The following is a 23,022-nucleotide window of genomic DNA, read 5'->3' on the forward strand; positions in this document are numbered from 1 at the left end:
CCGCCGCCAGCGCTAAAGCGACTCAGTCCGCCGCGTCCAGGTTCCAGCCCTCAATCTCGAAGCGCAGCCGGCCGCGGATACCGGGGTTGGTAGGCTTCATCTTGCCGTTGGTGGCGACGGCACTGCTGTCAAAAGGCACGCTGACCTCGATGCGGCCCGACTTGAGCTGCTTGGCCGCGATATCGGTGTCGGCCATGGACACGCCGGCATCCTGCCAGGCGTACTTGACCTTCCACGCCTCGCCCTCGTTGGCCGGCGCCACCATCTCCAGGATCAGCGCATTGCGGAACAGATAGCCGCCCTCGAAGTGCTCGTTGAGCCACAGGCGCTTCTCTATTTCGTAGTCGGGCACGCGCACGCCCAGCGTCATGCCATAGGCAAGCGACTTGCGGCGCGGATTGATCTTGGCCCGGTTGGCGAGGAAGACGCTGCTGAGATAGAGGCTGGCGTTTTTCTTCCAATCGGCCTGGGCCACGCAGGCGACGGAGTCTTCTTCCGACGTGCGCCGGGTCAGGTACCAGAGCTTGCCGCGCGGCGAAGCCTGCACCTCGATCTGGTAGAGGGCATTGACGGCGCGGCCGGCGTCGGCCTCCTCCTGCACCTTGTCGGGCAGGCGGATGTCCTCGATCTCCAGCCACAGGTCCACGCGCACGTCGCCGAACAGGAAGCGGGACAAGTTCTGGAAACCCTCCTCGCTGTTGACGATGCCGAAATAGCCCGAGTGGGCGCGGTAGACGAAGGCCTTGGCGCATTGCTCGGTGATGTTGCCCTTGGCGTCCAGGCCGCACAGCGTCGCGTTCTCTATCTTGACCAGGCCGTCGCTGCCATGGCCGACGAAACTGCGCGACATGCCGGCCGCGGCCTCATAGTCCAGCCGGTTGCTGCCCACCAGCGTGAACACGCGCCGCGACGGGAAGCGGGCTTCGGGAATGAGGTCAGCGCGCTTGTGCTTCTTGGCGGCCGCGGCCAGGTCAAGGTAGGCCGGCATGCGCTTGTCGCGGTCGAAGTTGGAGATGTCGTTGACGCTCAGCCAGGAAGGGATGTTCTGGCCCAGCACGTCGATGCCGTTGTGGGGCGTCGCATAGGTGAAGAACTTGTCGACATGCTTGGCGACCTTCTCGGTGTCCAGCGCCACGTTCTGCAGGAAGGCGCGGCAGACCAGGCCGCCCATGGAGTGGGCGACGAGATAGCAGCGGAAGTCGGCCGGCTTGATCTTGTTGTCGGGGTTCTTGCAGACCAGGTCGCGCACCCGGGCCACCAGCTTGGACAGCCCCCTGGCGAAGTCCTCGATCTCCGGCGTCTTGCCGCTGCCCAGATAGGAGGAGGCGGCGTCGTAGTAGCGGTAGATGACGATGCAGCGGTTGCCCAGCTTGTTGTCGGTCGGCTTGCCCAGGGAGTCGGCCTCCCACTCCGGGTCGACGATGTCGTAGCCGTCCTCGTAGACGTCCTTGTACTGGTACTCCGAGGCCAGCCGCACGACAGGGGACTCGAACACGTATTTGCGTGGCCTGTCGGTCTTGTTCGGCACGGCGCGGTACATCGTCGAGCCCAGGTTGAAGCCGCAGAAGGGGTCGGCCGTGGTCTCGTCGATCTCGCCGCGCGACATTGCATAGCCGCGCACGTAGATGATGGGGTGGAAGGGAGCGTCGGACGTGGGCATGGCGGCAGCACCGGGTGGAGACAACGGCGACCATAGCGCCGGCCAGCTCCTGCGGGCCATCCAGCCCCTGGCCCGCATCCTCAGGGCTGAGGAGCGACCGGAACCCTGGGTTTTAATAGGCCGATGAGTACTGCCCACCCCGACCGCCCAACCCTGCGCCGCGAGCTGCTGGCTGCTCGCCGCGACTTTGCAGCCAGCCCGGCCTTTCAGACGGCCCAGGCCGCGATCGGCGCTGCGCTGCGAGAGCTGCTGGATCAGCTGGAGCCGGAACTGGTCGGCGTCTACTGGCCGCTGCCAGGCGAGTTCGATCCCGGCGCCTTGCCCTGGTCGCGGGCCTTGCCTTTTGCGCGGCGCGAGCCGGCCGAGATGGTCTACCGCCGCTGGGACGGCGGTGCGACAACGACGCAGGATGAGTGCGGCATCGCGACCGCTACCGGTGCGGTCGTCGTGCCCGACGTCGTGCTGGTGCCTTGCGTGGGCTTCACGCGAGAGGGCTTTCGCCTGGGCTATGGCGGCGGCTATTTCGACCGCTGGCTGGCCGAACACCCGGGCGTGACGACCATCGGCCTGGCCTGGTCCGCCGCCGAAACCCATTTCCCTGTCGAAGCGCATGACCGTGCGCTGACGCTGATCCTGACCGAGCGCGAGCTCACCGCGCCCGACTGAGGCGCGAGGCTCAGGCTTTCTGCTTGGAGCCGCCGAAGGCTGCGTACAGGCCGAGCGCGAAGTACACCAGCGCCGACACATAGCGCCCGCTGCCGCCCGCGCCGCGCAGCAGCGGCTTCATCCAGCCGGCCAGCAGCGCATAAAGGCTGTCCGTCACTGCCGCCACCGCGACGAACAGGATGCTGAGCGTCAGGGCCTGCGCGGCCTGCGAGCCCTCGGGATGCAGGAACTGCGGAATGAAGGCGGCGAAGAACAACGTCGTCTTGGGATTCAGCAGCGCGACGAAGAAGCCGTCGCGGAAGAGCCTGCGCGGCTCGGCAGGTACCGACGGCGCACCGTCAGGCGCCGCGTTTGGTTGGCGCAGCGCCTGGATGCCGAGGTAGACGAGATAGGCGGCGCCTGCCCAGCGCACGACGGTGAAGGCCAGCGACGAGGCGGCGAACAGCGCCGCCAAACCGATGGAGGCGCCGATTGCATTGGTCAGATTGCCCAAGGCCACGCCGGCAACCGACGCCAGGCCGGCCGTGCGCCCTTGCGCCAGCGTGCGCGCGACGATGAAGACGACGCCGGGGCCGGGTGTCAGCGCAAGCACCAGGGTGGCGAACAGGAAGGCATAAAGGGCGGTGCCGGTGGGCAGCATGCTGAGGGGCCTCTGTTTTGGTAGGGACCCCGAAGTGTGCCGGTACGCCTGCCGTCACGGGGAGACAATGCGGGCCGCGGAGAACGTCCATTTCGCTGCCTTGCACCGGTGCGGCACCGGCAGGCATGCCTGCCGCGTACGAACTGGAGCCCGGATGGATCTGCACCTGTTTATCGGCGAGCACATGGACGAGATCATGGCCGAATGGGTCTCGTTCGCGCGCACGCTCGACCCCGCCGCGGAAGAAATGACGTTGCTGCAGCTTCGCGACCACGCCGAAGCCATCCTCAAGTCGATTGCCATGGACATCGACAGCCATCAAAGCAAAAGGGAGCAGTACGAGAAATCGCGGGGCAACGCAGACGACGACGGCAACCAGATCAGCGCCGCTTCCATCCACGGCACGCAGCGCCACAAGAGCAACTTCACGCTGCTGCACCTCAGCGCCGAGTTCCGCGCCTTGAGGGCCACGGTGCTGCGGCTCTGGCTGCCTCGCGTGAACACGATGTGCGAGGAGACCATCCGCCAGATGATCCGCTTCAACGAAGCGATCGACCAGGCGCTGGCCGAGTCCATCGTCACCTACTCGGCGCGTTCCGACCAGACGCGCGAGCTGTTCCTGGCCATCCTCGGGCATGACCTGCGCGCGCCGCTGGCCACTGTGATGATGTCGGGCCAGGTCCTGGCGCGGCCCGCCCTGGCGCCGGACGAGATCCTGAAGGTCGGCGCGCGCATCCGCCGCAGCGCCCTCGTCATGTCCAAGCTGGTCAACGACCTGATCGGCTACACGCGCACCGAACTGGGCGGCGGCATGCCCATGAACCTGGCGGCAGCAGACGTGGGCGAGGTGTGCCGGGCGGCGATGGAGGACGCTCAATCGACATTCCCGGACACGCGCTTCGAGCTGGTGACCGAAGGTCCGCTCGCCGGCCTGTTCGACAGCGTGCGGCTGCACCAGCTGTTCACCAACCTGCTCGTCAACGCCGCCAAGTACGGCGCCGCCGGCGAACCCGTGCGCGTGCGGGCCTCGGCGGACGGGCAGACGGTCCGCGTGGACGTGAACAATCGCGGGCCGACCATTGCACGCAGCCAATGGCGCAGCATCTTCGAGCCTTTGGTGCAGTTGCCCGGCGCGTCGTCCAACGATCATCCGGCCGGGCAGGGCAACAGCCTGGGCTTGGGCCTGTATGTGGCGCGCGAGATCGCCACGCTGCACGGCGGCTCGGTGGAGGTCGACTCCACCGACGAGGCCGGAACGACCTTCAGCGTCTGCCTGCCGCGAACGCAGGCCTGAGAGTCCTATACGCCGGCGACCTGCGCCCGCGTGATGGCGGCCTGTTCGCGCACCCAGTCCGCAAACTGCTGCACCTCAGGCCGGCGCGCTGCGTTCGGGCCCAGCATCATCCAGTAGCTGAAGGGGCTGCCCAGCCGCCCGCCTTTGCCGAAGGGCTCGACGAGTTCGCCGCGCGTCAGGTGCTCGTGCACCAGGGGCAGGCGGGCCAGCGCCACGCCCTGGCCGGTCAGCGCGGCCTGTACCTGCTGGTAGGTGAAGTTCAGGTACAGCCAGCGGCGCGGCTGCAGGTCGTGCTCGCCCTGTTCGGTCAGCCAGCGCCGCCAGCTCAGGTATTCGGCGCTGGGGCGGGGGTCGTCTTCCTCGGCCAGCGCATGGCCGGCGAGGTCGGCGGCGCGCTTCAGTGGCGCGGGTGGGTTCTGCAGGTACCAGGGGCTGACGGTGGGCGACAGCAGTTCCTCGAAGAGCTGCTCGGCGTCCGCCGGCACCGACGGGCGGTCGTCGTAGCGCAGCGCCAGGTCGCTTTCACCGTCCTCCAGGTCGACCTTGCGGTCATAGGCCGACACGCGGATGTCGATGTCGGCATGCTCGCGCTGGAAGGCCTCCATGCGCGGGATCAGCCACAGCGATGCGAAGGACGCAAAGGTGCTGACGTTGACGACGCGCCGGCCGCGCGAACGGCGGATCTGGCGCACAGTCTGATCCAGCCTTGAGAGCACGGCCACGGCGGTGGGCAGCAGCACGGCGCCGTCGCTGGACAGCTCGACCTTGCGCGTGCCGCGCAGGAAGAGCACGCAGCCGATCTCCTCCTCCAGCGACTGGATCTGGCGGCTGATGGCGGACTGCGTCAGGCTCAGTTCCTCGGCCGCTGCGCGGAAGGACAGCAACCGGGCGACGGCTTCAAAAGCGCGCAGCGGGCCGACGGACAACGGTCTCTGGCGGATGGGGGCTGTCGGCATGGCAGAAGTCGGTGCGAGAGGGTCTGCGCGGGCGCAGGGCTAGACAGCGTGCCTTGGTCGGGCTGCTGGCCCGGCCAGGGCGCGCAACAACGCCATGCGCCCGCGCAGGCCTTCTCCCGAAGGGTTGGCACTCAAAAGTTCGCGCGCCTGTGTCCGGTCCACAGGGTAGCTGCCCCTTCTTGGACTCCAACCCGGCTCGCGGACTTTTGAGTGGCAACGCGCCGGCTTATGCCGTGCCGGCAGTCCTCTGTGATTCATGCGCGAATGGTATCAATCCGCGCCGCGGAGTCATTGGACCGCCTTGGGTGAAATAAGCAGAATCCCTGACATCAACCCAGGAGTCTCATCATGAGCGACGCGCAATCTGTTTGGCATTTGGACGGTGGCCGGGCCATGACCTTGGCCGGTGGCGCCGAGTCTCGCCGCCTGGCGGTGGCCCGTGGCCGCGTCTGGCTGACACTTTCGGGCACCCCCGACGAGCCGGCCGAAGACAAGTGGCTGGAAGCCGGCGAGGCCGTGGCCCTCGCGCCGGGCCAGACCGCCGTGCTGGAAGGCTGGCCCGCGGCCGACTTTGAGCTGCTGGTGCCGCCCACCTCAGCCGCGAGCCGTGGTTTTCTTGGCCGCCGGTTTTTTGGCGGCTGATCCAGAAAGAGCGGGCCTGGCCGCCGGCTTCGCGCTGGCGGCTGATCCAGAAAGAGCGGGCCTGGCCGCCGGCTTCGCGCTGGCGGCTGATYCAGAAAGAGCGGGCCTGGCCGCCGGCTTCGCGCTGGCGGCTGATTCAGAAACACCCGGTTTGGCCGCCCGCTTCGCGACGGCTGCTGATTTCTTCTTCGCCACGGGGTTCGCGGCCTTGGCGTTGGCGGCACGCAAAGCCGCCTCGAGCGCCAGCCGCGCCCACGGCAGCATCAGCGCAGGCGACTCCAGCGCCTCCTCGGGCGGCTGGTAGTAGCTCATCACCTGGCGCTCGCCGTTCTTTGTGCCGTAGCTGAAGGGCTCGCAGCCGGCCGCGACGAAGCGCTCGCGCGACACGTCGTCGGTCTTCAGATAGAGCTGGTTGGCGATGACCAGGGCCATGAACAGGCCGTCGACGTAGATGCCATGGCCGCCGAACATGCGGCGCGGCCGCACCGGGCCCAAGGGCTGCAGCAGCTCGATGCAGAGCTCAATGAAGCCGTCCATGCGTGGTCAGCCTTTCCAGGTGAACGGGAAGTGCAGCTGGCGCAGGAAGCCGTCCGGCACGTAGTCACCCAACACGCCGTAGTGCTCCGGCCATTTGCGATCCGACTGCACAGCGGTGCCGAACAGGTGGTCAAGAAAGGCGAAGTGAGCCGCGTAGTTCTTGTCCAGCGCCTCCTGGTCCTGCGAGTGGTGCCAGTGGTGGAAGTTGGGCGTCACGATCAGGTAGCGCAGCGGCCCCAGCCGCACGCTGACGTTGGCATGGTTGAACACGGCCTGGAAGCCGACGACGACGATGTAGGCGTCGATGACTTCCTTGCTGAAGCCCAGCACGAAGATGGGTGCCAGCACCAGGGTGCGCGTGATGATGAGCTCCAGGATGTGCTGGCGCGAGCCGGCCAGCCAGTCCATGCTCTTCACGCTGTGATGCACCGCGTGCAGGCGCCACAGCGTCGGCACCTCGTGATAGGCGCGGTGCGTCCAGTACTGCACCAGGTCGGCCACCAGGACGATGAGGAAGAGGGCGACGGGGAAGGGCAGGCCCTGCACCCAGCCTTGGATGCCGTCCTTGGCCGCCCAGCCGAAGAACTTGTGCACCAGGAGATTGGTGGCCAGCATCACGAAGCCCACGGCCAGGTGGTTGACGATGAAGTGGTGGAAATCCGTCTGCCACTCGGGGCGGAACACCGGCTGGTCGCGGCGCAGCGCGAACAGCTTCTCGATGAAGACGAAGATCAGCGTCGAACCCAGCAGGTCGAGGATGAACCAGTCCAGGCCGACATAGGGCGTGTGGTCGGGGAAGTTGGGGTCCACCTCGACCTTGTGCCCGCCCAGGGCCAGCGCCAGGCCGAGCAGCACGAAGGTCCACAGCGCCAGCCAGCGCATGCGGCTGAACACGATGTTGAACAGCGCCAGCCCGCCGGACAGCACCAAGGCCCAGTACAGCAGGCGCCGGATCACATCGACGTCGTAGGACTGGCGCAACTGCGGCGTCGTCAGGTATTCGGGGAAGTGGAAGGCCAGCACGCCGAGGAAGCACAGGATGGCCAGCGTGAGCGCGATGACGCCGCTGATCATGCCGCGGCCCGGCTTGAGCGCCCCGCTTGATTCGCTGAGCTGGTTGAGCTTGTTCAGCACTGGTGGTTCTCCCTGCGTTTCCGTTGGGTCGGGACTCTAGCTAGGTCGGCGCTTGGCCCACAATGGCCAGATTCACAGGTCCGGAAGAAAGCCACGCTCTTGGACGCCAACGACCGCGCCGCCATCCGGCACAAGCTGATCGAACAACGGCTGGCCCTGCCCAACCGCCTGGACCTGGCCGCCGAGCTGCAGGAGGTGCTGAGCGTCTGGCTGCTGCGCCGGCGCGAGACCACCATCGGTGCCTACTGGCCCATCAAGGGTGAGTTCGACCCCCTGCCCACCCTTTACCGATGGGGTGAGACCCACCCCCATCGCCGCATCGGCCTGCCGGTGGTGGACAAGGTGCACGGCACGCTGCGCTTTCATGTCTGGTACCCCGGCTGCCCGATGGAGGAAGACGCCTTCCACATCCCCAAGCCCAAGGACACCGAGGAATTCAAGCCGCAGCTGATGCTGGTGCCCTGCCTGGGGTTCGGGCCTGCCGGTCTGCGGCTCGGCTATGGCGGCGGTTTCATGGACAAGACGCTGGCGGAGATGGATCCGAGGCCGGCGGCTGTCGGGATCGGCTATGCGCATGGCTTTTTGCCGTTGTTGAAGCCGAGTCAGCTGGATGTGGCGTTGGATGCGATGTTGACGGAGGAGGGGGTGGTGTGGGATCGGGAGGGGTGAGGTGGATTGGTTGCTTTAGCGTAGGGAGCGTTGGACTCGGTGCATTGCCGGGACGGACTCCCGGCAATGCACCGAGCGGACGGGCTCTCCGCAAAGGCACGCAGAGCGAGCACCGTAACCGCCCACCTGCCGGACAATCAAAATCCACCGTATCGCCACAAGCGACACCCAGGACCCCGCATGAGCCTCTACCTCGACCACCTCGCCACCCTGCAACGCCACGCGGAGTCCGCGCTCGAGCGCACCGGCCATGACACCCTGCTCATCGCCTCCGGCATCGAGAAATACGCCTTCCTCGACGACCGGCCCTACCTCTTCCAGGCCAACCCGCATTTCAAGCACTGGCTGCCGCTCACCAACCACCCGCATTCCTGGCTGGCTGTGCGCCCGGGCAAGAAGCCGCGCGTCGTCTACTACCAGCCCGACGACTACTGGCATGTGCCGCCCAGCGCGCCGAGCGGCGAATGGGTGGATGCGGTGGAACTCGTCGTCATCCGCGAACCGGAAGAAGCGGCCGCCGCGCTGGCTGACTGCATCACGCCGCGCACCGCTATCCTCGGCGAGGCGGATGCGGCACTGCCGGGGCTCACCCCCAACAACCCCGAGGCCCTGCTGAACCTGCTGCACTGGGCCCGCGGCGTGAAGAGCCCCTATGAACTCGAGCAGATGCGCGCCGCCCAGCGCCGCGCCGTGCCCGGCCACAACGCCGCCCGTGCTGCCTTCCTGCGCGGCGAGAGCGAGGCCGCGATCCACCGCGCCTATCTCGTCGCCACCGGCCACACCGACCGCGACCTGCCTTACTCCAACATCGTCGGCCTCAACGAGCACGCCGCGGTGCTGCACTACCAGTACCAGGACGAGAGCCCGCCGGCCGAGTCGCGCAGCTTCCTCATCGACGCCGGCGCGCAGGTGAATGGTTATGCCAGCGACATCACCCGCACCTGGGCCGCCCCCGGCCACGACGAGTTCGCCGCCTTGATCGCGGCCATGGAGCGCGAGCAGCTCGGCCTCGTCGACGAGGTGCGCGAGGGCGTCGACTACCGCAACATCCACCTCAGCACCCACCGCCGCATCGCCCGCGTGCTGCGCGAGGCCGGCATCGTCAACGGCATGAGTGACGAGGCCATGGTGGCCGAAGGCGTCACCAAGCCCTTCTTCCCGCATGGCATCGGCCATCTGCTGGGCCTGCTGGTGCATGACGTCGGCGGCTTCATGGCCAGCGAGGATGGCGGCGTGGCGGACAAGCCGGAGGGCCACCGCTACCTGCGCCTGACGCGGCCGCTGCAGGCCGGCATGGTGGTCACCATCGAGCCGGGCCTGTACTTCATACCGACGTTGCTGCGCGGACTGCGGGCCTCTCCCCATGCCGCCCAGGTCGACTGGGATGTGGTGGACCGGCTGTCGCGCTACGGTGGCATCCGCATCGAGGACGACGTGGCCTGCCGCGCCGCCGGCGAGGCACCCGAGAACCTGACACGGGACGCGTTCGCCTGATGCGTTTGCCCCTCGCCCATCCTCGCGTCGCTGAACGCGAGCGAGCCTGGTCGGTCCCCCGAGGGGACGGCGACGCTTGCGGCATTGAGCCGCAAGCACATCGCCGGCGCGGGCCGGCTAGGGAGCGGCCCGGCGCTCGGCCCGCAAACTGACATGAACCCGGTCGCGAACTTGCTGGCCGGCGCGCTGGCGCTGCCCGCCAGCGCGCCGTCGCCCGAGGCGCAACTCGGCCGCGTCGAGGTGCAGGGCGAAGCCGCCATCGCGCGCGAGAAGAAGACGCTGGGCCAGCTTTTCAAGGCCGAGTCGCTGTTCGAGAAGTTCCACGCGTTGGCGCCGGCGGCGGCGTTGAAGTTCAAGGTCTATGCCCGCACCCAGGCCGACGCGGCGCCCAGCCTGGAGCTTGGCCTGCTGACGCCGGCGGGCCGGCGGCCGCTCGTCCTTGACGCCGAAGACCGCTTCGTCGTTGACCCCGCATGGCGACAACTGGACGAGCGCGTCGAGATCCGCAGCCGCCTGGCCGATGGCCGCGTGACCTGGCGGCCCGACATCCGCACGCCCGGTGTGCCCGAGGGCGAGCGGCGCCTGGGCGACCTGCGGCTGCAATGCCGCGTCGCGTTCGGCAGCGGCGTTGCGCGCGGCACCGACTTCTTCGGCGGCCTGTTCTCCTTCGCCATCGACGACTGCTGGGACCGCGACTGGAGCCCGAGCAATTTCGCCGACACGCCCATCTTCGCGGTAACGCTGGTGCACGGCGAGCGGCGTCTGACGCTCAGCGAGCGCCTGCTGCACGGCCTGCGCGACGACGGCGGGCCGAAATACGACTGGGGCTATTCGCTGCGCGAGCGCATGTTCCGCCTGCCCATGGGTGACGCGAGCTGGCCGGACGACACGCGCGTCGTCTTCGAGGCCATGGACGATCCACCCACGCCGCCGGACCCGGCCGTGCAGGCGCTCAAGGATGACTGGGCGCAGGCGGCGCTGGGGCTCACGCCGGGCCTGACGCCCGCCGAGGTCGCGCAGCGCCTCGGCGCGGCAAGCGATGACACGCGCTTCGAGTCAGGGCGGCGCCTGCAGCGTCATCTGCACGACCTGAAGACGCCGGCCGGGCCGGTGCAGCTCGAACTCGTCAGCCTGTTCGATGCCAGCGACCGGCTGCATAAGTCGTCGCTGCGGCGGCTGCCCCCGCCGCGGCCTAAGTAGTCGGCGGCAGCGACCGCGGCAGGTCGAACCAGGGCAGCACGCTGCTCTCGAAACGCGTCAGCGCGCAGATGCGATCGCCTGCCAGCGTCATCACGAACAGGCCGGCGCCATGGCGGATGCCGTTGGGCGCGAGCACATAGGCGCCGAAGGCCGGCTGGCCGTTGGCGCGTGTGGGCAGCAGCGTGAAGCGGCGGCCCGCGCCGAAGATGCTGGCAAAGAAGCGCGTGGCGGCCTCCAGGCCCTGGTACTCCAGCGGCATCGGCGGCATGGAGACGAACACGTCGTCCGTCAGCAGGGCCACCAGCGCGTCTAGGTTGCCGGTCTCGTAGGCTTGGGTGAATTTCGTGGCCAACGCGTTTTCGGCGGGAGACTCGCGCGCAGGCGGCGCGGCGTGCCCGGCAACCAGCGAGCGCCGCTGCAGGCCGGCGCGCGCCCGCTTCAGCGCGCTGGTCACCGACTCCAGCGTCGTGTCCAGCATGCCTGCCACCTCGCTGGCACTGAAGCCGAGCACGTCGCGCAGGATGAGCACGGCCAGTTGCCGCGGCGGCAGCAGTTGCAGGCCGGTGACGAAGGCCAGCGAGATGGATTCGCTGCGCTCGTAGACGGCGTGCGGGCCCGGCGCGACGTCGAAGGCGCCGTCCAGCAACTCGTCGGGGTAGGGCTCCAGCCAGACCACCTCGCCCAGCCGCGTGGGCTCGGGTGGTTCGATGTGGGGCACATCCCAGGCCTTGGCGGGTCGCCGGCCGGCGGTGCGGCGCAGGTTCAGGCAGCGATGGGTGGCCACCTGGTAAAGCCAGGTGCGCAGCGACGCCCGACCTTCGAAGCCGGGCAGGCCCTGCCAGGCGGACAGCAGCGTGTCCTGCAGCGCATCCTCGGCATCCTGAAAGTTACCGAGCATGCGGTAGCAATGCAGCTGCAGCTCGCGCCGGTAGGGCGCGAGCGCCTTGCGGAAGGCGTCGCCGTCGCCAGCCCGCGCCTTGTCGATCCAGTCCAGATTCACGCCGTCCATGCCTGCCTCGCTTCGTCGGTGGATTGTCTTCACCGCGTGTAGACACCGGCCGGCCCCTGAACTGGGCGGTGCCCGAGCGCCCTGTTTGTCGACCTCCCGGGGTCTACAGCGTTGACGGCTTCAACCGTCGGCGGGTCGCCATGTCGGCGGCCGGCCCATTCATGCTGGAAGGAAGCGACATGCTGTTGAAGAACAAGGTGGCGGTGGTCTACGGCGCCGCGGGCGCGATCGGTGGAGCGGTGGCGCGGGCGTTTGCGCAGGAGGGCGCCCAGGTGTTCGTGATGGGCCGGCAGCTGGCGGGCGTGCAAGCCGTGGCCGGCCAGATCGCGGCAGCGGGCGGGGCAGCGCACGCCGCGGAAGTGGATGCGCTGGACGAGCGGGCCATCGACCGGCATCTGCAGGCCGTGATCGAGCAGGCCGGGCGGCTGGACATCTCGTTCAACGCGGCGGGTTTCTCGAACGCCAGGGCTCTGGGCGTGCCGCTGGTGGAGCTGGATCTCGCGCATTTCGCGGCGCCGGTTTCGGACTACGCCCGGTCTTACTTCCTGACGGCCCGGCTGGCTGCACGGCGCATGATGACCGGCAAGTCGGGGGTGATCATGACGGTCACCGCGCTGCCCGGGCGCACGGGCACGGCGTGGAACGGCGGCTACGGCGCCGCCCAGGCCGCCAAGGAGGCGCTGACGCGGGACCTGTCCACCGAACTCGCGCCGCACGGCATCCGCGTGGTGGGCCTGCGCCCGCACGGCATGCCCGAGACCGCGGTGATGAAGGAGGCCTTCGAGCTGAAGGCGGCGCGCATGGGCATGACGTGGGAGCAGTTCCAGGCGTTTCTGGCGAACTGGAGCCATCCCAAGCGGGTCATGAAGCTGGAGGAGGTGGCGCAGACGGCCGTGTTCCTGGCCTCCGACCGGGCCAGTGGCATGACCGGGACGACCGTGAACCTGACCATGGGCGGCGCCTCTGACTAGGGGTTTGGATCTCCGTACTGCACGCCGCGGCCATGCGTGCCGACGTAGACGCGGCCGAACACCTTGGGGTCGCCGCTGATCTGCAGGATCAGGCCCCACTGGTGGGCGTCGTCGTTGATGCGTAGCCAACTCGCGGCGCCGTCGGTGGAGCGGAACACGCCGTAGCGGCCGGCCACCGTGCCGACGAGATAGAGGGCCGGATCCTTGGCGCCCGGTGCTGCGCGGCCGAAGCCAAAGGCGTGGATCTCGGAGACGGCGGGCAGGCGCTTGAAGGCCTGCCCATCCGCCGCGCGGTAAAGGCCGTGGAAGGCCGCCAGCCACAGGTCACTCTCACGGCCGGGCGTGGCGTAGAGGCGATCCTGGCCGCCGCGGTCGTCGCCACGATTGCTGCGGTTGTTGCCGCGTGCGGCGGCGCGGGTGATGGCGCCGTCGGGCAGCGCCAGGGGCTTGGCGCTGAAGCTGAGGCCGGCGTCGGTGCTGGCGTAAAGGGCGTCGTCGAACAGGCCCATCGCGTGGAAGCGGCCGGGGTTCACGCGGTCGGCGATGACGCGCGTGCCGGCGGGCAGGCCCTTCACCGCCGTCCAGGTGTCGCCGCGGTCGTGGCTGACGTGGGGCAATCCTCCCTTGGGCGTCCACACCCAGGCCTTGCCATCGGCAGACACCGCGATGAAGCCATCGCCCGACTTGGGATCGGGCACGGTCGCGGGCTCGCGCCAGGTCTTGCCGCCGTCAAGCGAATAGCCAAGGTTCTTGCCGCCATCGCGTGGCCTGCCGATGCGCACGATGACTTCGGGCGCCAGCTCCGCACCGGTCACGTCATGCGTGTTGCCGAAGAAGGGCCGCCTGGGGTTGCCGGGCGCGGGTTTGTCGAGGTCGGTGTGGACGAAGCCCGAGTAGTCACCGATGGCCGTCACCAGCGGCACGCCCTTCGTCGGGCTGTGCAAGGCCAGGGCCACGGTCTCCTCGATGCCGGAACTCATGACCTGCCAATGCGTGGGCTTGGCGCTGTCGGCCTGCGTCAGGTCCAGCGTCTCCCAGCCGCCGTAGCCGGTGGTGAACAGCGCGTGGTCGGGGTTGGCGGGGTTGATCTTGACGTCGTACATCCAGTGCACCGGCGTGTCGGCCACGTAGGGCGCGGCGGTGGCGTCGAAGCGGGCGGCGGGGAACAGAGATGTCCATGTCGCGCCGCCGTCGGTGCTGCGAAAGAGCTGGTCGCCCGCGCCGCGGCCGGCGGTGCTGGCGAGCAGGCGCTGCGGATTTGCCGGGTCGACGGTGACGGTGGCGTAGCCGAAGGGCAGTGTGGCGCTGGGCCGCTCGGGCGTGATGTCGGCCCAGGTCTGCTTGGCGACGTCGTAGCGCCAGACGGCGCCGTCCTTCATGCGATGCGGGCCGGGGTCGCTGGCGTAGGCCACGTAGAGATTCCCGTCGCTCGCGAGCGACGCGCGCATCGGGCGGTGCTGCGTCGGCGCGCCGGGCACGGGCGCCCAGGTCGCCCCGGCATCGCGGCTCACCCACAGGCTCGGCCGGCCGACGACCGACACGCCCGCGTAGATGGTGCGGCTGGGTTGGCCACGCTGGCCACTCGCGGGGTCGAACAGGATGAAGTTGATCGTCGCCTTGCCGTCGCTGCCGCCCCAGCTGGGCGGTGCACCGTCCGACGCATCTCGGCGCCAGGCCGAATCGGGGAAGCTGTCGACACGCTGGAAGCTGGCGGCCGCGTCTGCACTGCGCCACAGGCCGGCCAGGCGCGAACCGAGGTAGACCACGCGGCCATCGTTGGGGTCCACGGCGAGGCGCTCGCCATTGCCGCGGCCACCTTCGTTGCCGCCGAGCTTGAAGGGCAGGTCGGTGCGCTGGAAGGTGCGGCCGCGGTCGTGTGAGCGCAGCACGGCGCCATTGGGCACCGCGGGATTGGTGTAGGTGCCGCAGGCGAGGTAGACGGCGTCAGGGTCGTTGGGGTCGACGGCAAGGCTTTCCACGCCCATCAGGTTCACGTCGGCGAGCGGCAGCCAGTCCAGTAGCGGCTGCCAGGGACCGGTTGCCGTGTCGCGGCGGTAGGCGCCTCCCATGTCGGTGCGAGCGTAGGCCAGGCCCGGCACGGCGGGCTGGAAGACGATGCCATCCACAAAACCGCCGCCACCGATGGCGACCGGGCGCCAGTTGTAAGACACGTCGGCAGGTGGCGCGGCCTGGGCAGTTGCGGCGGCGAGCAGCAGGGCGCCCAGCAGGGGCTTGATGGGGTTCATGTCTCCAGCACTTCTTATGACAGCGCTCGACATCGTAATTTGTTCGCTCGACGAACAAATACGGTTTACCCCCAGAAACTCGATGTCACTGCTGCTGATTGGATTTGGCGCGGCACTCTCTCAAGAGCGGACCGCCGACCCAGGCCGGCCTGCATCGGGCGCGAGGCAAACGATCATCGCTTGCGAAGGCTCTCAACCAATCCATCACAAGCTGCTTCGACCAAGTCCAGCACCTCATCGAAGTCGGCAGCGCCGCCGTAGTAAGGGTCAGGCACGTGGGGGTTGCCTGCGTGAGGCGCGTAGTCCATCAGCAGCTTCAGTCGATGCCGTTGGTTGGGCGGGCACAACCGTTCCGCATGGCTGAGATTGTCGGCATCCATTGCCAGCACAAGGTCGAAGCGGGCGAAGTCCTCGGCCACCAGCTTGCGGGCGCGTAAGCGACTCAGGTCATAACCGCGCAAGCGGGCGTGCTCCTGGCTGCGCTCATCTGGCGGCGCGCCGACGTGATAACCATGCGTGCCTGCCGAGTCCACCTCGACATCGAGGCCGGCGGCCGCCAGCTTCGCGCGCATGACGCCCTCGGCCGTGGGGCTGCGGCAGATGTTGCCCATGCAGAAGAAGAGGATGCGGCGTTTGCTCATGCGCCGCATTGTCTAGAACCTCATGTCCGCTCGCAGCGAGACGACCCGGAAGGTCTTGTTGCGCGACCAGCTGTCCGTGACGATGTCGTGGCTGGTGATGGCGTCGATGTAGACGGCTTCGGACGTCACCTGCGCATCGCGCGGCAGCAGGTTGGCCAGGGACAGGCGCCAGTTGATGCCGTCGCGCACCGAGCCACTGGCCCAGGAGAGGTAGGCGTCGAACTGGCGGCGGGCAGTCTCTTCACGCCTCAGGTTGAGGGTCTGCTGCACGCTGCTGGCCGGCACGTAGTTGAAGTTGAAGCCGCTGCCAAAGTTCTGTCCCAGGGCCTTCCAGCGGTGGTCCAGGCCGAAGTTCAGGCTGCCGCGTGGCTGCTGGTCCAGGCGGGCGTTGGAGCCGGGGATGCCCTTGACCTTGCTGTCGAAGACGGCGATGTTGAAGCGCAGCAGCAGCAACTGCCACTCGGGCGGCGCCTCTTCCCACAGCTCGTCCAGCCGCGCCTTGACCTCGAACTCGAAGCCCATGGTGCGTGCGCCTTCCATGTTGCGTGGCCGGCTGACCCAGCGCTGCGACTCGTCCCAGGGCACCGTCTCCAGCTGCAGATTGCTGCGGATCAGGCTCTTGATGTCGCGCACGAAGGCGCTGCCCGAGACGATGCCTCCGGTGGGCAGCCAGTGCTCCAGGCTCAGGTCCACGCCGGTGGCCAGCTCGGGCTTGAGGTCGGGGTTGCCGGCGCGGTCGGCGTAGGTGGGCAGGTTGGGGCCGGTCGGGTAGGTGGTGTTGATGGTCGGCCGGGCGATCAGGTCGTTGAGGTTGGGCGAACGGTAGCTGCGCGTCAGGCTCAGGCGCACCTGATCCTTGGGAAAGGCCTCGGGCTTCCACAGCAGGTGGAACAGCGGCGAGGTGACCTGGGAGACGTTGCGCGTGTCGGGCAGCAAGCCGATGGCATCGGCGCGGGTCTCGATGCGTTCATAGCGGATGCCGGCATAGACCGACCAGATCTTGCTCGGGCTCCACTCGTCCTGCGTGTAAGCGGCAAAACGCTGGTTGCGCGAGCCCAGCGTGTCGCCGAACTTCTGCAGTGCGGGCGACTCCACGCCGTCGATCAGCGTGCGGCGCACCTGCACGCGGCGGCTCTGCTCGCTCTCGGCGCCGGTCACCCACTGGTGTTCCTTGGCGGTCTTGATACTCCACTTGGCGCCCAGGCTGGTCTGGTCTTCGTCGGTGACGTTGTGATCGTCCTGGATGCGCTCCAGGTCGACGCCGATGTCCTTCAGCGTCTCGCGGCGCTGGCTGTTGCTGGTGGACTTGAAGCCGCCGCGGCCCACGCGGAAGTCCCAGCTCTCGCCGACGGCGGGCCGGTAGTTGGCTGACAGGTTGAGCCGCAGGTTGTGCACGCGGCCGTCGTTCTCGCCCTGGACGTCGCGAAAGCGTGTGAAGCCGACGGCGTTGTTCTGGCTCGACCCTTCGCTCTGCGACAGCGCGAAGAAGGGCGCGAGGTTGAAGCTCAGCGTGTCGCTGTATTTCCAGCGCAGGCGGGCGTTGCCATTGAGGTTGGCGCTGCGGCCCATGCTCGTGCCCTGTTGCACGGTCTCGTTGAGCACCTCGCCGGTGTCGGTGTCGACGACGCGGTTGTGTGAATCGATGTTGTTGAAGCGCCGGTGCAGGCCGGCGTTGGTCGACACCGCGCCGACGAACTCGTCGCCGTTCGGGCCGCCCCACTTCAGGTTGCGCGTCCAACTGGCGTCGGCCTGCGGCTCGCCGCGGTCCTGGCCGAGGCTCAGGCGCAGCTCGTTCGTGGCCTTGAGCAGGGGCTCGCGCAGGATGATGTTGATGGTGCCGGCGATGGCCCGCGCGCCGGTTTCGGCAGTGGGCGCGCGATAGATCTCGATGCGCTCGACCTGGTCGGGCGGCAGGTCCTCCACCGCAAAGCCGGCCGGCGCGCGTTCGCCGTCGACGAGGATCTGCGTGAAGCCGCTGCCCAGGCCGCGCATGCGGATGTCGCCGCCGCGCCCGGGGCGGCCGCCGATGGTGACGCCGGGCAGGCGGCGCAGCACGTCCCCCAGCACGGTGTCGCCGTAGCGATCCAGGTCTTCGCGCTCGATGACGATCTTGCTGGCCGTGCTGTTGCGGCGTCGGCTGTTGGCCGTCGGCCCGCCGTTGACCTCGACGCGGTCCAGGCGGTTGGCAGCGCTGGCGGCGGGGGCCGGCGCGGCGGGTGGGGGCGTTTTTTGGGGCGTTGTCTGGGCCGCGCACAGGGCGTTGGCACACAGCATTGCCAGCGCAACAAGAAGGCGGCTCATGGCCGCGCATTCTTGCGGAGCGAAGTGACTTTCGCTTACGTAAAGCGCTCATTTACATGAGCGCAAGCGGCCGTCAGAACCGCCAACCCAGGCCGACGCTGGCAAGTGTCGGGTTGACCTTGAACTTGCCGGCCGACGCGCCGTTGGCATAGACCGTCGTCTGCAGGTCGACCTTCTTCACGTCGAAGTTCAGATAGGTGCCCTTGCTGATCTCGACGTCTGCGCCGATCTGCCAGGCAGCGCCCCAGCTGTTGTGCTTGATGCTGGGATGAAGAGCGGTCTGCACGGCAGGCGCGAACTCGACGCTGGAGAAGTTGGTGTAGTTCACGCCTGCGCCGACGTAGGGGCGCACGGTGCCGGTCGGGTTGAAGTGGTACTGCAGCGTCAGCGTCGGCGGCAGGTGCTTGAGCGAGCCGATCTCGGTGCCATTGGAGTAGATCGTCTGCTTCTGCGGATAGGTCAGGATCAGCTCGGCCGCGATGTTGGGCGCGATGAAGTAGCTGAAATCAACCTCGGGGAAGGTCTTGTTGTTGATCGACAGGCCCAGGCCGGTGCTGTCCTTGTTGGCGGAATCCAGGTGCAGCACCCGCACGCGCACCAGCAGCGGGCCTTCATCGGCGAAGGCGGGCTGCAGGGCAAGGGCGGCGGCGGCAACGGTGGCCAGGCGCAGGGCGGAAGAGAACTTCATCAATGGCTCCAGTGAATGGGACGTGTCCCGATGGAGGCATTGCACGCGCCGGCTGCCCGCGGCGGTTTGAGGCAACACAAGGCGACGCCTCGCAGCGCCACATTCGATGTGTGGTTTTGAGCTGGATCAAACCTTGTTGCCAAGACCGAGGCGTTTGCACAACTCCAGCGTCAGTGCACTTTGGTTCAGCGTATAGAAGTGGATGCCCGGGGCGCCGCCGTCGATGAGGCGCTCGCACAGCCGTGTGATGACGTCCAAGCCGAAGGCACGGATGCTGGCGGCGTCGTCCATGAAGCCTTCCATCTTCATCTGCACCCAGCGCGGGATGTCGATGCCGTCGCGCTGCGCGAACTGGGCGATGCGGCCGTAGTTGTGGAAGGGCATGATGCCCGGCACGATGGGCTGGGTGACGCCCAGGCGGCGGGCTTCGTCGACGAAGTGGAAGTAGGCGTCGGCGTTGAAGAAGAACTGCGTGATCGCGCCATCGGCGCCGGCCTTCATCTTGTCGACGAAGTGCTGCAGGTCGCGCGCGGCGTAGCGCTGCTGCGGATGCACCTCGGGGTAGGCGGCCACCTCGATATGCCAGTCCTTGCCCTGGGTCTCGCGGATGAAGCCGACCAGTTCGGAGGCGTAGCGGAACTCGCCCGCCGTGGCCGTGCCGCTGGGCAGGTCGCCGCGCAGCGCGACGACGCGGTGGATGTCCTGGGCGCGGTAGGTGGCCAGGATCTCGGCGATGTTCTCGCGCGTGGAGCCCACGCAGGAGAGGTGCGGCGCGGCGTTGAATCCGGCCGCGGCGATGTCCATCACGGCGGAGAGGGTCTTGTCGCGCGTGGAGCCGCCGGCGCCGTAGGTGACGCTGAAGTACTGGGGCGACATGGCGCCCAGCTCCTGCACGACGGTCTTGAGCTTTTCGACGCCGACCGGCGTGTTCGGGGGAAAGAACTCGAACGAAACGGCTGTCATCGGGACGCCCACAAGAAGAATTCGCGATTGCCATCACCGCCGGTGATGGGGCTGTCGAAGTAGTCCAGCACCTTGAGGCCGAGGGCCGTGCAGGCCAGGCGCACGCGGGCTTCCAGTCGCGGGTAATCGGCCTCGTCCTTGACGATGCCGCCCTTGCCCAGGGCTTGTGGCCCCAGTTCGAACTGCGGCTTGATGAGCACGAGCAAGTGGCCGTGCACCTCCAGCCAGGGCAGCAACTCCGGGAGGCTGCCCACCATGGAAATGAAACTCAGGTCGCCGACGATCAGCGTGAAGCCTCCCGTCGGCGCATGCTGGCGCAGCACGTCCAGCTCGCGCACATGCACGCCTTCCAGCGCTGTGACGCGCGGGTCGGCCAGCAGCTTGGCATGCAGCTGGCCATGACCCACGTCCACGCCGACGACATGGCGAGCGCCATGGGCCAGCAGGCAGTCGGTAAAGCCGCCTGTGCTCTGGCCGATGTCCAGCACCGTGTGTGTCGTGACGTCGAAGCCGACGCGGGTGAGCGCGCCTTCCAGCTTGAGCCCGCCGCGCGACACATAGCGCAGCTCCGCGTCGTCGGTGACGCGCAGCTGGGCCGTCTCTGGCAGGTCCTCGCCGGCCTTCTTCAACATCGCCCAGCCGGTGGGCGAGGCCCATTCGGCAGCGGCGTTGGAGATCAGGCGTTGCGCAACGGAACGCGTCGGCGCAAGGCCTTGGGCAACGAGGAGTTGGTCAGCGCGCATCGGCTCAATAACGATAGGTGTCGGGCTTGTACGGACCGACCTTGGGCACGCCGATGTAGGCGGCCTGTTCCTCGGTCAGCTCGGTCAGCTGCGCGTTCAGCGTGGTCAGCTGCAGGCGCGCGACCTTTTCGTCGAGGTGCTTGGGCAGTACATAGACCTTGCCGATGTCGTAGGCGTCCTTGTGCGCGTAGAGCTCGATCTGGGCAATGGTCTGGTTCGCGAACGAGCTGCTCATCACATAGCTCGGGTGGCCCGTGCCGCAGCCCAGGTTCACCAGGCGGCCCTTGGCCAAGAGAATGATCCGCTTGCCGTCCGGGAAGATCACATGGTCGACCTGGGGCTTGATCTCTTCCCACTCGTACTGCTCCAACGCCGCGACCTCGATCTCGTTGTCGAAGTGGCCGATGTTGCAGACGATGGCGTTGTTCTTCATCGCCAGCATGTGCTCGTGGCGGATGACGTTCTTGTTGCCGGTCGTCGTCACGAAGATGTCGGCCTTGTCCTGGGCGTACTCCATCGTCACGACGCGATAGCCTTCCATCGCCGCCTGCAGCGCGCAGATGGGGTCGATCTCGGTGACCCAGACCTGTGCCGACAGCGCGCGGAGCGCCTGGGCCGAGCCCTTGCCCACGTCGCCGTAGCCGGCCACGACGGCGATCTTGCCGGCCACCATCACGTCGGTGGCGCGCTTGATGCCGTCCACCAGCGATTCACGGCAGCCGTAGAGGTTGTCGAACTTGCTCTTGGTGACCGAGTCGTTGACGTTGATGGCGCGGAACAGCAGCGTGCCCTTGGCCGACATTTCCTTCAGGCGGTGCACGCCCGTCGTCGTCTCTTCGGTCACGCCGATGATCTCGGCGCTCTTGCGCGTGTACCAGCTGCCGTCCTCGGCAACCTTCTTCTTGATGGCCGCGAACAGGATGCGCTCTTCCTCGCTGCCGGGGTTGGCCAGCACGGAGAGGTCCTTCTCGGCCTTCTGGCCCAGGTGCATCAGCAGTGTCGCGTCGCCGCCGTCGTCCAGGATCATGTTGGGGCCTTCGCCCGCCTCGCCCTTGCCGGCGAACTCGAAGATGCGATGGGTGTAGTCCCAGTAGTCTTCCAGCGTCTCACCCTTGTAGGCGAACACGGGCGTGCCGACGGCGGCCAGCGCGGCGGCGGCGTGGTCCTGCGTGGAGAAGATGTTGCAGGAGGCCCAGCGCACCTCGGCGCCCAGCGCCTGCAGCGTCTCGACGAGCACGGCCGTCTGGATGGTCATGTGCAGAGAGCCGGTGACGCGCGCGCCCTTGAGCGGCTGGGTCTCGGCGTATTCCTTGCGGATGGCCATCAGCGCCGGCATCTCGTGCTCGGCGATCTTGATTTCCTTGCGGCCCCAGTCGGCCAGCGACAGGTCCTTGACGATGTGATTCGTGGTGCTCATGCAGGGCTCCTTCAAGCGAATGAAGCCGCTGGCGATGACGGTGACGGGGGAATTGGTCCTCACCCAGGCACGGTCGGCCAGCGGGTGAGCGCAGTTGCAGTCGAAACTTGGCTACGACTCACTTGAGTACAAATGAGTCTTCACCGCAACTTCGTTGTCCGAGCCTGGCCTCGAGGGTGAGGTTGCAACGCTCCTCGGAAGAGGCGGCATTCTAGCCGGCAGCGCGGCGCAGCAGCGAGATGTCCTCCCGCGGCGGTGCGCCGAAAAGGCGACGGTATTCACGGCTGAACTGAGAAGGGCTCTCGTAGCCGACCCGGTGGGCGGCGCTGGCGGCGTCCAGGCCGTCGGCCAGCATCAACCGGCGCGCCTGCTGCAGGCGCAGGTTTTTCTGGAACTGCAGCGGTGACAGGGCGGTCAGCTGCTTGAAGCGCAGATGCAGCGTCGACGGGCTCATGTGCGCCAGCGCCGCCAGCTCGTCGATGCTGAGAGGCTCAGCAAAGCGCTGCGTCAGCCGCTCGACGACGCGGGCCAGCCGGCGCGTGACACCGTCCTGCTGCACCAGGCTGCGCAGCCGCTGGCCGAGCGGCCCGGTCAGCACGCGGTAAAGGATCTCGCGCTGCAGAAGTGGTGCCAGCGTGCGCAGGTCCTGCGGGCTGTCCAGCAGCTGCAGCAGGCGCAGGGCCGCGTCCAGCAGCGGCGCGGTGACGGGCGCCACCTGCAGGCCGGCGCCGGCCTCGTCCACCAGCGTCGGCGCGGCGATGTCCAGCAGCAGCTCGGTCAGGGCCTGGGTTTCGCAAGACAGGCGCAGGCAGAGATAGGGCTTGTCGGCGCTGGCCTCGGTGACGCGGCCGCGCGGCAACAAGGTCATCGGCACCAGCAGGCATTGCAGCGCGTCGTAGTGGACGACGGCGCTGCCGAGCTGGGCCTGCTTGCGCCCCTGCAGCACGAGCACCAGGCCGGGCTCGTAGATTGCCGGCACCGCCAGGCCGGCTGCGCTGGCGCGGATCAGCCGCAGCCAGGGCAGGGCGGTGGCATGCAGGCCGTCGGCGGGCGCGCGGGCCAGGGCCAGCGCGATCGTGCGTTCGCGCAGGGCAGGCAGGTCGGCGTCGGTTGGCATGGGGTGATTGTGCAAGTGGCTGCAACGCTGGAGT

General features: G+C 67.9%; 21 protein-coding genes and 1 riboswitch. Of the genes, 7 read left to right on the forward strand and 14 right to left on the reverse strand.

Translation table 11 applies throughout. From position 1 onward, the window contains the following. Positions 1 to 22: 22 nt before the first annotated feature. Positions 23 to 1,660 (reverse strand): triacylglycerol lipase, encoded by a 1,638-nt coding sequence (locus ASC95_RS13045; protein WP_057298109.1) that lies wholly within the window; start codon positions 1,658 to 1,660, stop codon positions 23 to 25. Positions 1,661 to 1,783: 123 nt separating this feature from the next. On the opposite strand from ASC95_RS13045, the gene ASC95_RS13050 reads away from it, so the two are divergent. Then, entirely contained in the window at positions 1,784 to 2,326 is a 543-nt protein-coding gene (locus tag ASC95_RS13050; RefSeq protein WP_057298110.1) for a 5-formyltetrahydrofolate cyclo-ligase, read from the forward strand. A gap of 10 nt (positions 2,327 to 2,336) precedes the next feature. Here the strand turns inward: ASC95_RS13050 and ASC95_RS13055 are convergent, their stop codons facing one another. After that, positions 2,337 to 2,966 (reverse strand): LysE family translocator, encoded by a 630-nt coding sequence (locus ASC95_RS13055; protein ID WP_057298111.1) that lies wholly within the window; start codon positions 2,964 to 2,966, stop codon positions 2,337 to 2,339. A 154-nt stretch (positions 2,967 to 3,120) separates the two neighbouring features. On the opposite strand from ASC95_RS13055, the gene ASC95_RS13060 reads away from it, so the two are divergent. Further along, the gene (locus ASC95_RS13060) at positions 3,121 to 4,260 is read left to right on the forward strand and encodes a sensor histidine kinase KdpD (protein ID WP_057298112.1); all 1,140 of its coding nucleotides are present in this window, start codon (positions 3,121 to 3,123) and stop codon (positions 4,258 to 4,260) included. Positions 4,261 to 4,265: 5 nt separating this feature from the next. On the opposite strand, the gene ASC95_RS13065 is transcribed toward ASC95_RS13060, so the two are convergent. Then, positions 4,266 to 5,216 (reverse strand): LysR substrate-binding domain-containing protein, encoded by a 951-nt coding sequence (locus ASC95_RS13065; RefSeq protein ID WP_057298113.1) that lies wholly within the window; start codon positions 5,214 to 5,216, stop codon positions 4,266 to 4,268. Positions 5,217 to 5,564: 348 nt separating this feature from the next. Here ASC95_RS13065 and ASC95_RS13070 point away from each other — a divergent pair, with 348 nt between their 5' ends. Further along, positions 5,565 to 5,858 (forward strand): DUF2917 domain-containing protein, encoded by a 294-nt coding sequence (locus ASC95_RS13070; protein WP_057298114.1) that lies wholly within the window; start codon positions 5,565 to 5,567, stop codon positions 5,856 to 5,858. Here the strand turns inward: ASC95_RS13070 and ASC95_RS13075 are convergent. Both ASC95_RS13075 and ASC95_RS13080 read right to left on the reverse strand, forming a co-directional pair. Continuing rightward, positions 5,811 to 6,395: a TfoX/Sxy family protein gene (locus ASC95_RS13075; protein ID WP_082567749.1), complete on the reverse strand. Its 585-nt coding sequence runs from the start codon at positions 6,393 to 6,395 to the stop codon at positions 5,811 to 5,813. The genes ASC95_RS13070 and ASC95_RS13075 overlap by 48 nt on opposite strands. A 6-nt stretch (positions 6,396 to 6,401) precedes the next feature. Then, positions 6,402 to 7,529 carry a sterol desaturase family protein gene (locus ASC95_RS13080; RefSeq protein ID WP_057298115.1) on the reverse strand — a complete coding sequence of 376 codons (1,128 nt, stop codon included), beginning with the start codon at positions 7,527 to 7,529 and terminating at the stop codon, positions 6,402 to 6,404. 99 nt (positions 7,530 to 7,628) lie between these two features. On the opposite strand from ASC95_RS13080, the gene ASC95_RS13085 reads away from it, so the two are divergent. The 3 genes from ASC95_RS13085 (at position 7,629) to ASC95_RS13095 (ending at position 10,892) form a co-directional block, all read left to right on the forward strand. Further along, on the forward strand, positions 7,629 to 8,198 hold the full coding sequence (locus ASC95_RS13085; protein ID WP_057298116.1) for a 5-formyltetrahydrofolate cyclo-ligase: 570 nt from the start codon (positions 7,629 to 7,631) through the stop codon (positions 8,196 to 8,198). A 180-nt stretch (positions 8,199 to 8,378) separates the two neighbouring features. Continuing rightward, positions 8,379 to 9,692 (forward strand): Xaa-Pro dipeptidase, encoded by a 1,314-nt coding sequence (gene pepQ, locus ASC95_RS13090; RefSeq protein ID WP_057298117.1) that lies wholly within the window; start codon positions 8,379 to 8,381, stop codon positions 9,690 to 9,692. Positions 9,693 to 9,845: 153 nt separating this feature from the next. Then, on the forward strand, positions 9,846 to 10,892 hold the full coding sequence (locus tag ASC95_RS13095; RefSeq protein ID WP_057298118.1) for a hypothetical protein: 1,047 nt from the start codon (positions 9,846 to 9,848) through the stop codon (positions 10,890 to 10,892). Here ASC95_RS13095 and ASC95_RS13100 read toward each other — a convergent pair. Next, on the reverse strand, positions 10,885 to 11,901 hold the full coding sequence (locus ASC95_RS13100; RefSeq protein ID WP_057298119.1) for an RNA polymerase subunit sigma-70: 1,017 nt from the start codon (positions 11,899 to 11,901) through the stop codon (positions 10,885 to 10,887). The genes ASC95_RS13095 and ASC95_RS13100 overlap by 8 nt on opposite strands. Before the next feature lie 179 nt (positions 11,902 to 12,080). Here ASC95_RS13100 and ASC95_RS13105 point away from each other — a divergent pair, with 179 nt between their 5' ends. Then, positions 12,081 to 12,872, forward strand: coding sequence for an SDR family NAD(P)-dependent oxidoreductase (locus tag ASC95_RS13105; protein ID WP_057298369.1), 792 nt, complete (start codon positions 12,081 to 12,083; stop codon positions 12,870 to 12,872). Here ASC95_RS13105 and ASC95_RS13110 read toward each other — a convergent pair. The 8 genes from ASC95_RS13110 to ASC95_RS13145 form a co-directional block, all read right to left on the reverse strand. Further along, positions 12,869 to 15,118 (reverse strand): galactose oxidase, encoded by a 2,250-nt coding sequence (locus tag ASC95_RS13110; protein WP_082567750.1) that lies wholly within the window; start codon positions 15,116 to 15,118, stop codon positions 12,869 to 12,871. The genes ASC95_RS13105 and ASC95_RS13110 overlap by 4 nt on opposite strands. A gap of 173 nt (positions 15,119 to 15,291) precedes the next feature. After that, positions 15,292 to 15,759 carry a low molecular weight protein-tyrosine-phosphatase gene (locus ASC95_RS13115; protein WP_057298120.1) on the reverse strand — a complete coding sequence of 156 codons (468 nt, stop codon included), beginning with the start codon at positions 15,757 to 15,759 and terminating at the stop codon, positions 15,292 to 15,294. A gap of 12 nt (positions 15,760 to 15,771) precedes the next feature. After that, positions 15,772 to 18,060: a TonB-dependent siderophore receptor gene (locus ASC95_RS13120; protein ID WP_082567751.1), complete on the reverse strand. Its 2,289-nt coding sequence runs from the start codon at positions 18,058 to 18,060 to the stop codon at positions 15,772 to 15,774. A 73-nt stretch (positions 18,061 to 18,133) separates the two neighbouring features. Continuing rightward, positions 18,134 to 18,748: an OmpW family protein gene (locus ASC95_RS13125; protein WP_057298122.1), complete on the reverse strand. Its 615-nt coding sequence runs from the start codon at positions 18,746 to 18,748 to the stop codon at positions 18,134 to 18,136. A gap of 126 nt (positions 18,749 to 18,874) precedes the next feature. Then, positions 18,875 to 19,711 (reverse strand): methylenetetrahydrofolate reductase [NAD(P)H], encoded by an 837-nt coding sequence (metF, locus tag ASC95_RS13130; RefSeq protein WP_057298123.1) that lies wholly within the window; start codon positions 19,709 to 19,711, stop codon positions 18,875 to 18,877. Continuing rightward, the gene (locus tag ASC95_RS13135; protein ID WP_057298124.1) at positions 19,708 to 20,454 is read right to left on the reverse strand and encodes a TlyA family RNA methyltransferase; all 747 of its coding nucleotides are present in this window, start codon (positions 20,452 to 20,454) and stop codon (positions 19,708 to 19,710) included. Before ASC95_RS13135 ends, metF begins: the two co-directional genes overlap by 4 nt. Before the next feature lie 4 nt (positions 20,455 to 20,458). Next, complete coding sequence (ahcY, locus tag ASC95_RS13140) at positions 20,459 to 21,871, reverse strand: adenosylhomocysteinase (protein ID WP_057298371.1); 1,413 nt, start codon at positions 21,869 to 21,871, stop codon at positions 20,459 to 20,461. Positions 21,872 to 21,950: 79 nt separating this feature from the next. Then, positions 21,951 to 22,073: riboswitch (S-adenosyl-L-homocysteine riboswitch) on the reverse strand. Positions 22,074 to 22,082: 9 nt separating this feature from the next. Then, on the reverse strand, positions 22,083 to 22,988 hold the full coding sequence (locus ASC95_RS13145) for an AraC family transcriptional regulator (protein WP_057298125.1): 906 nt from the start codon (positions 22,986 to 22,988) through the stop codon (positions 22,083 to 22,085). Between the last annotated feature and the right edge of the window lie 34 nt (positions 22,989 to 23,022).

Source organism: Pelomonas sp. Root1217, from assembly GCF_001425705.1.
Taxonomy (GTDB): Bacteria; Pseudomonadota; Gammaproteobacteria; order Burkholderiales; family Burkholderiaceae_C; genus Pelomonas.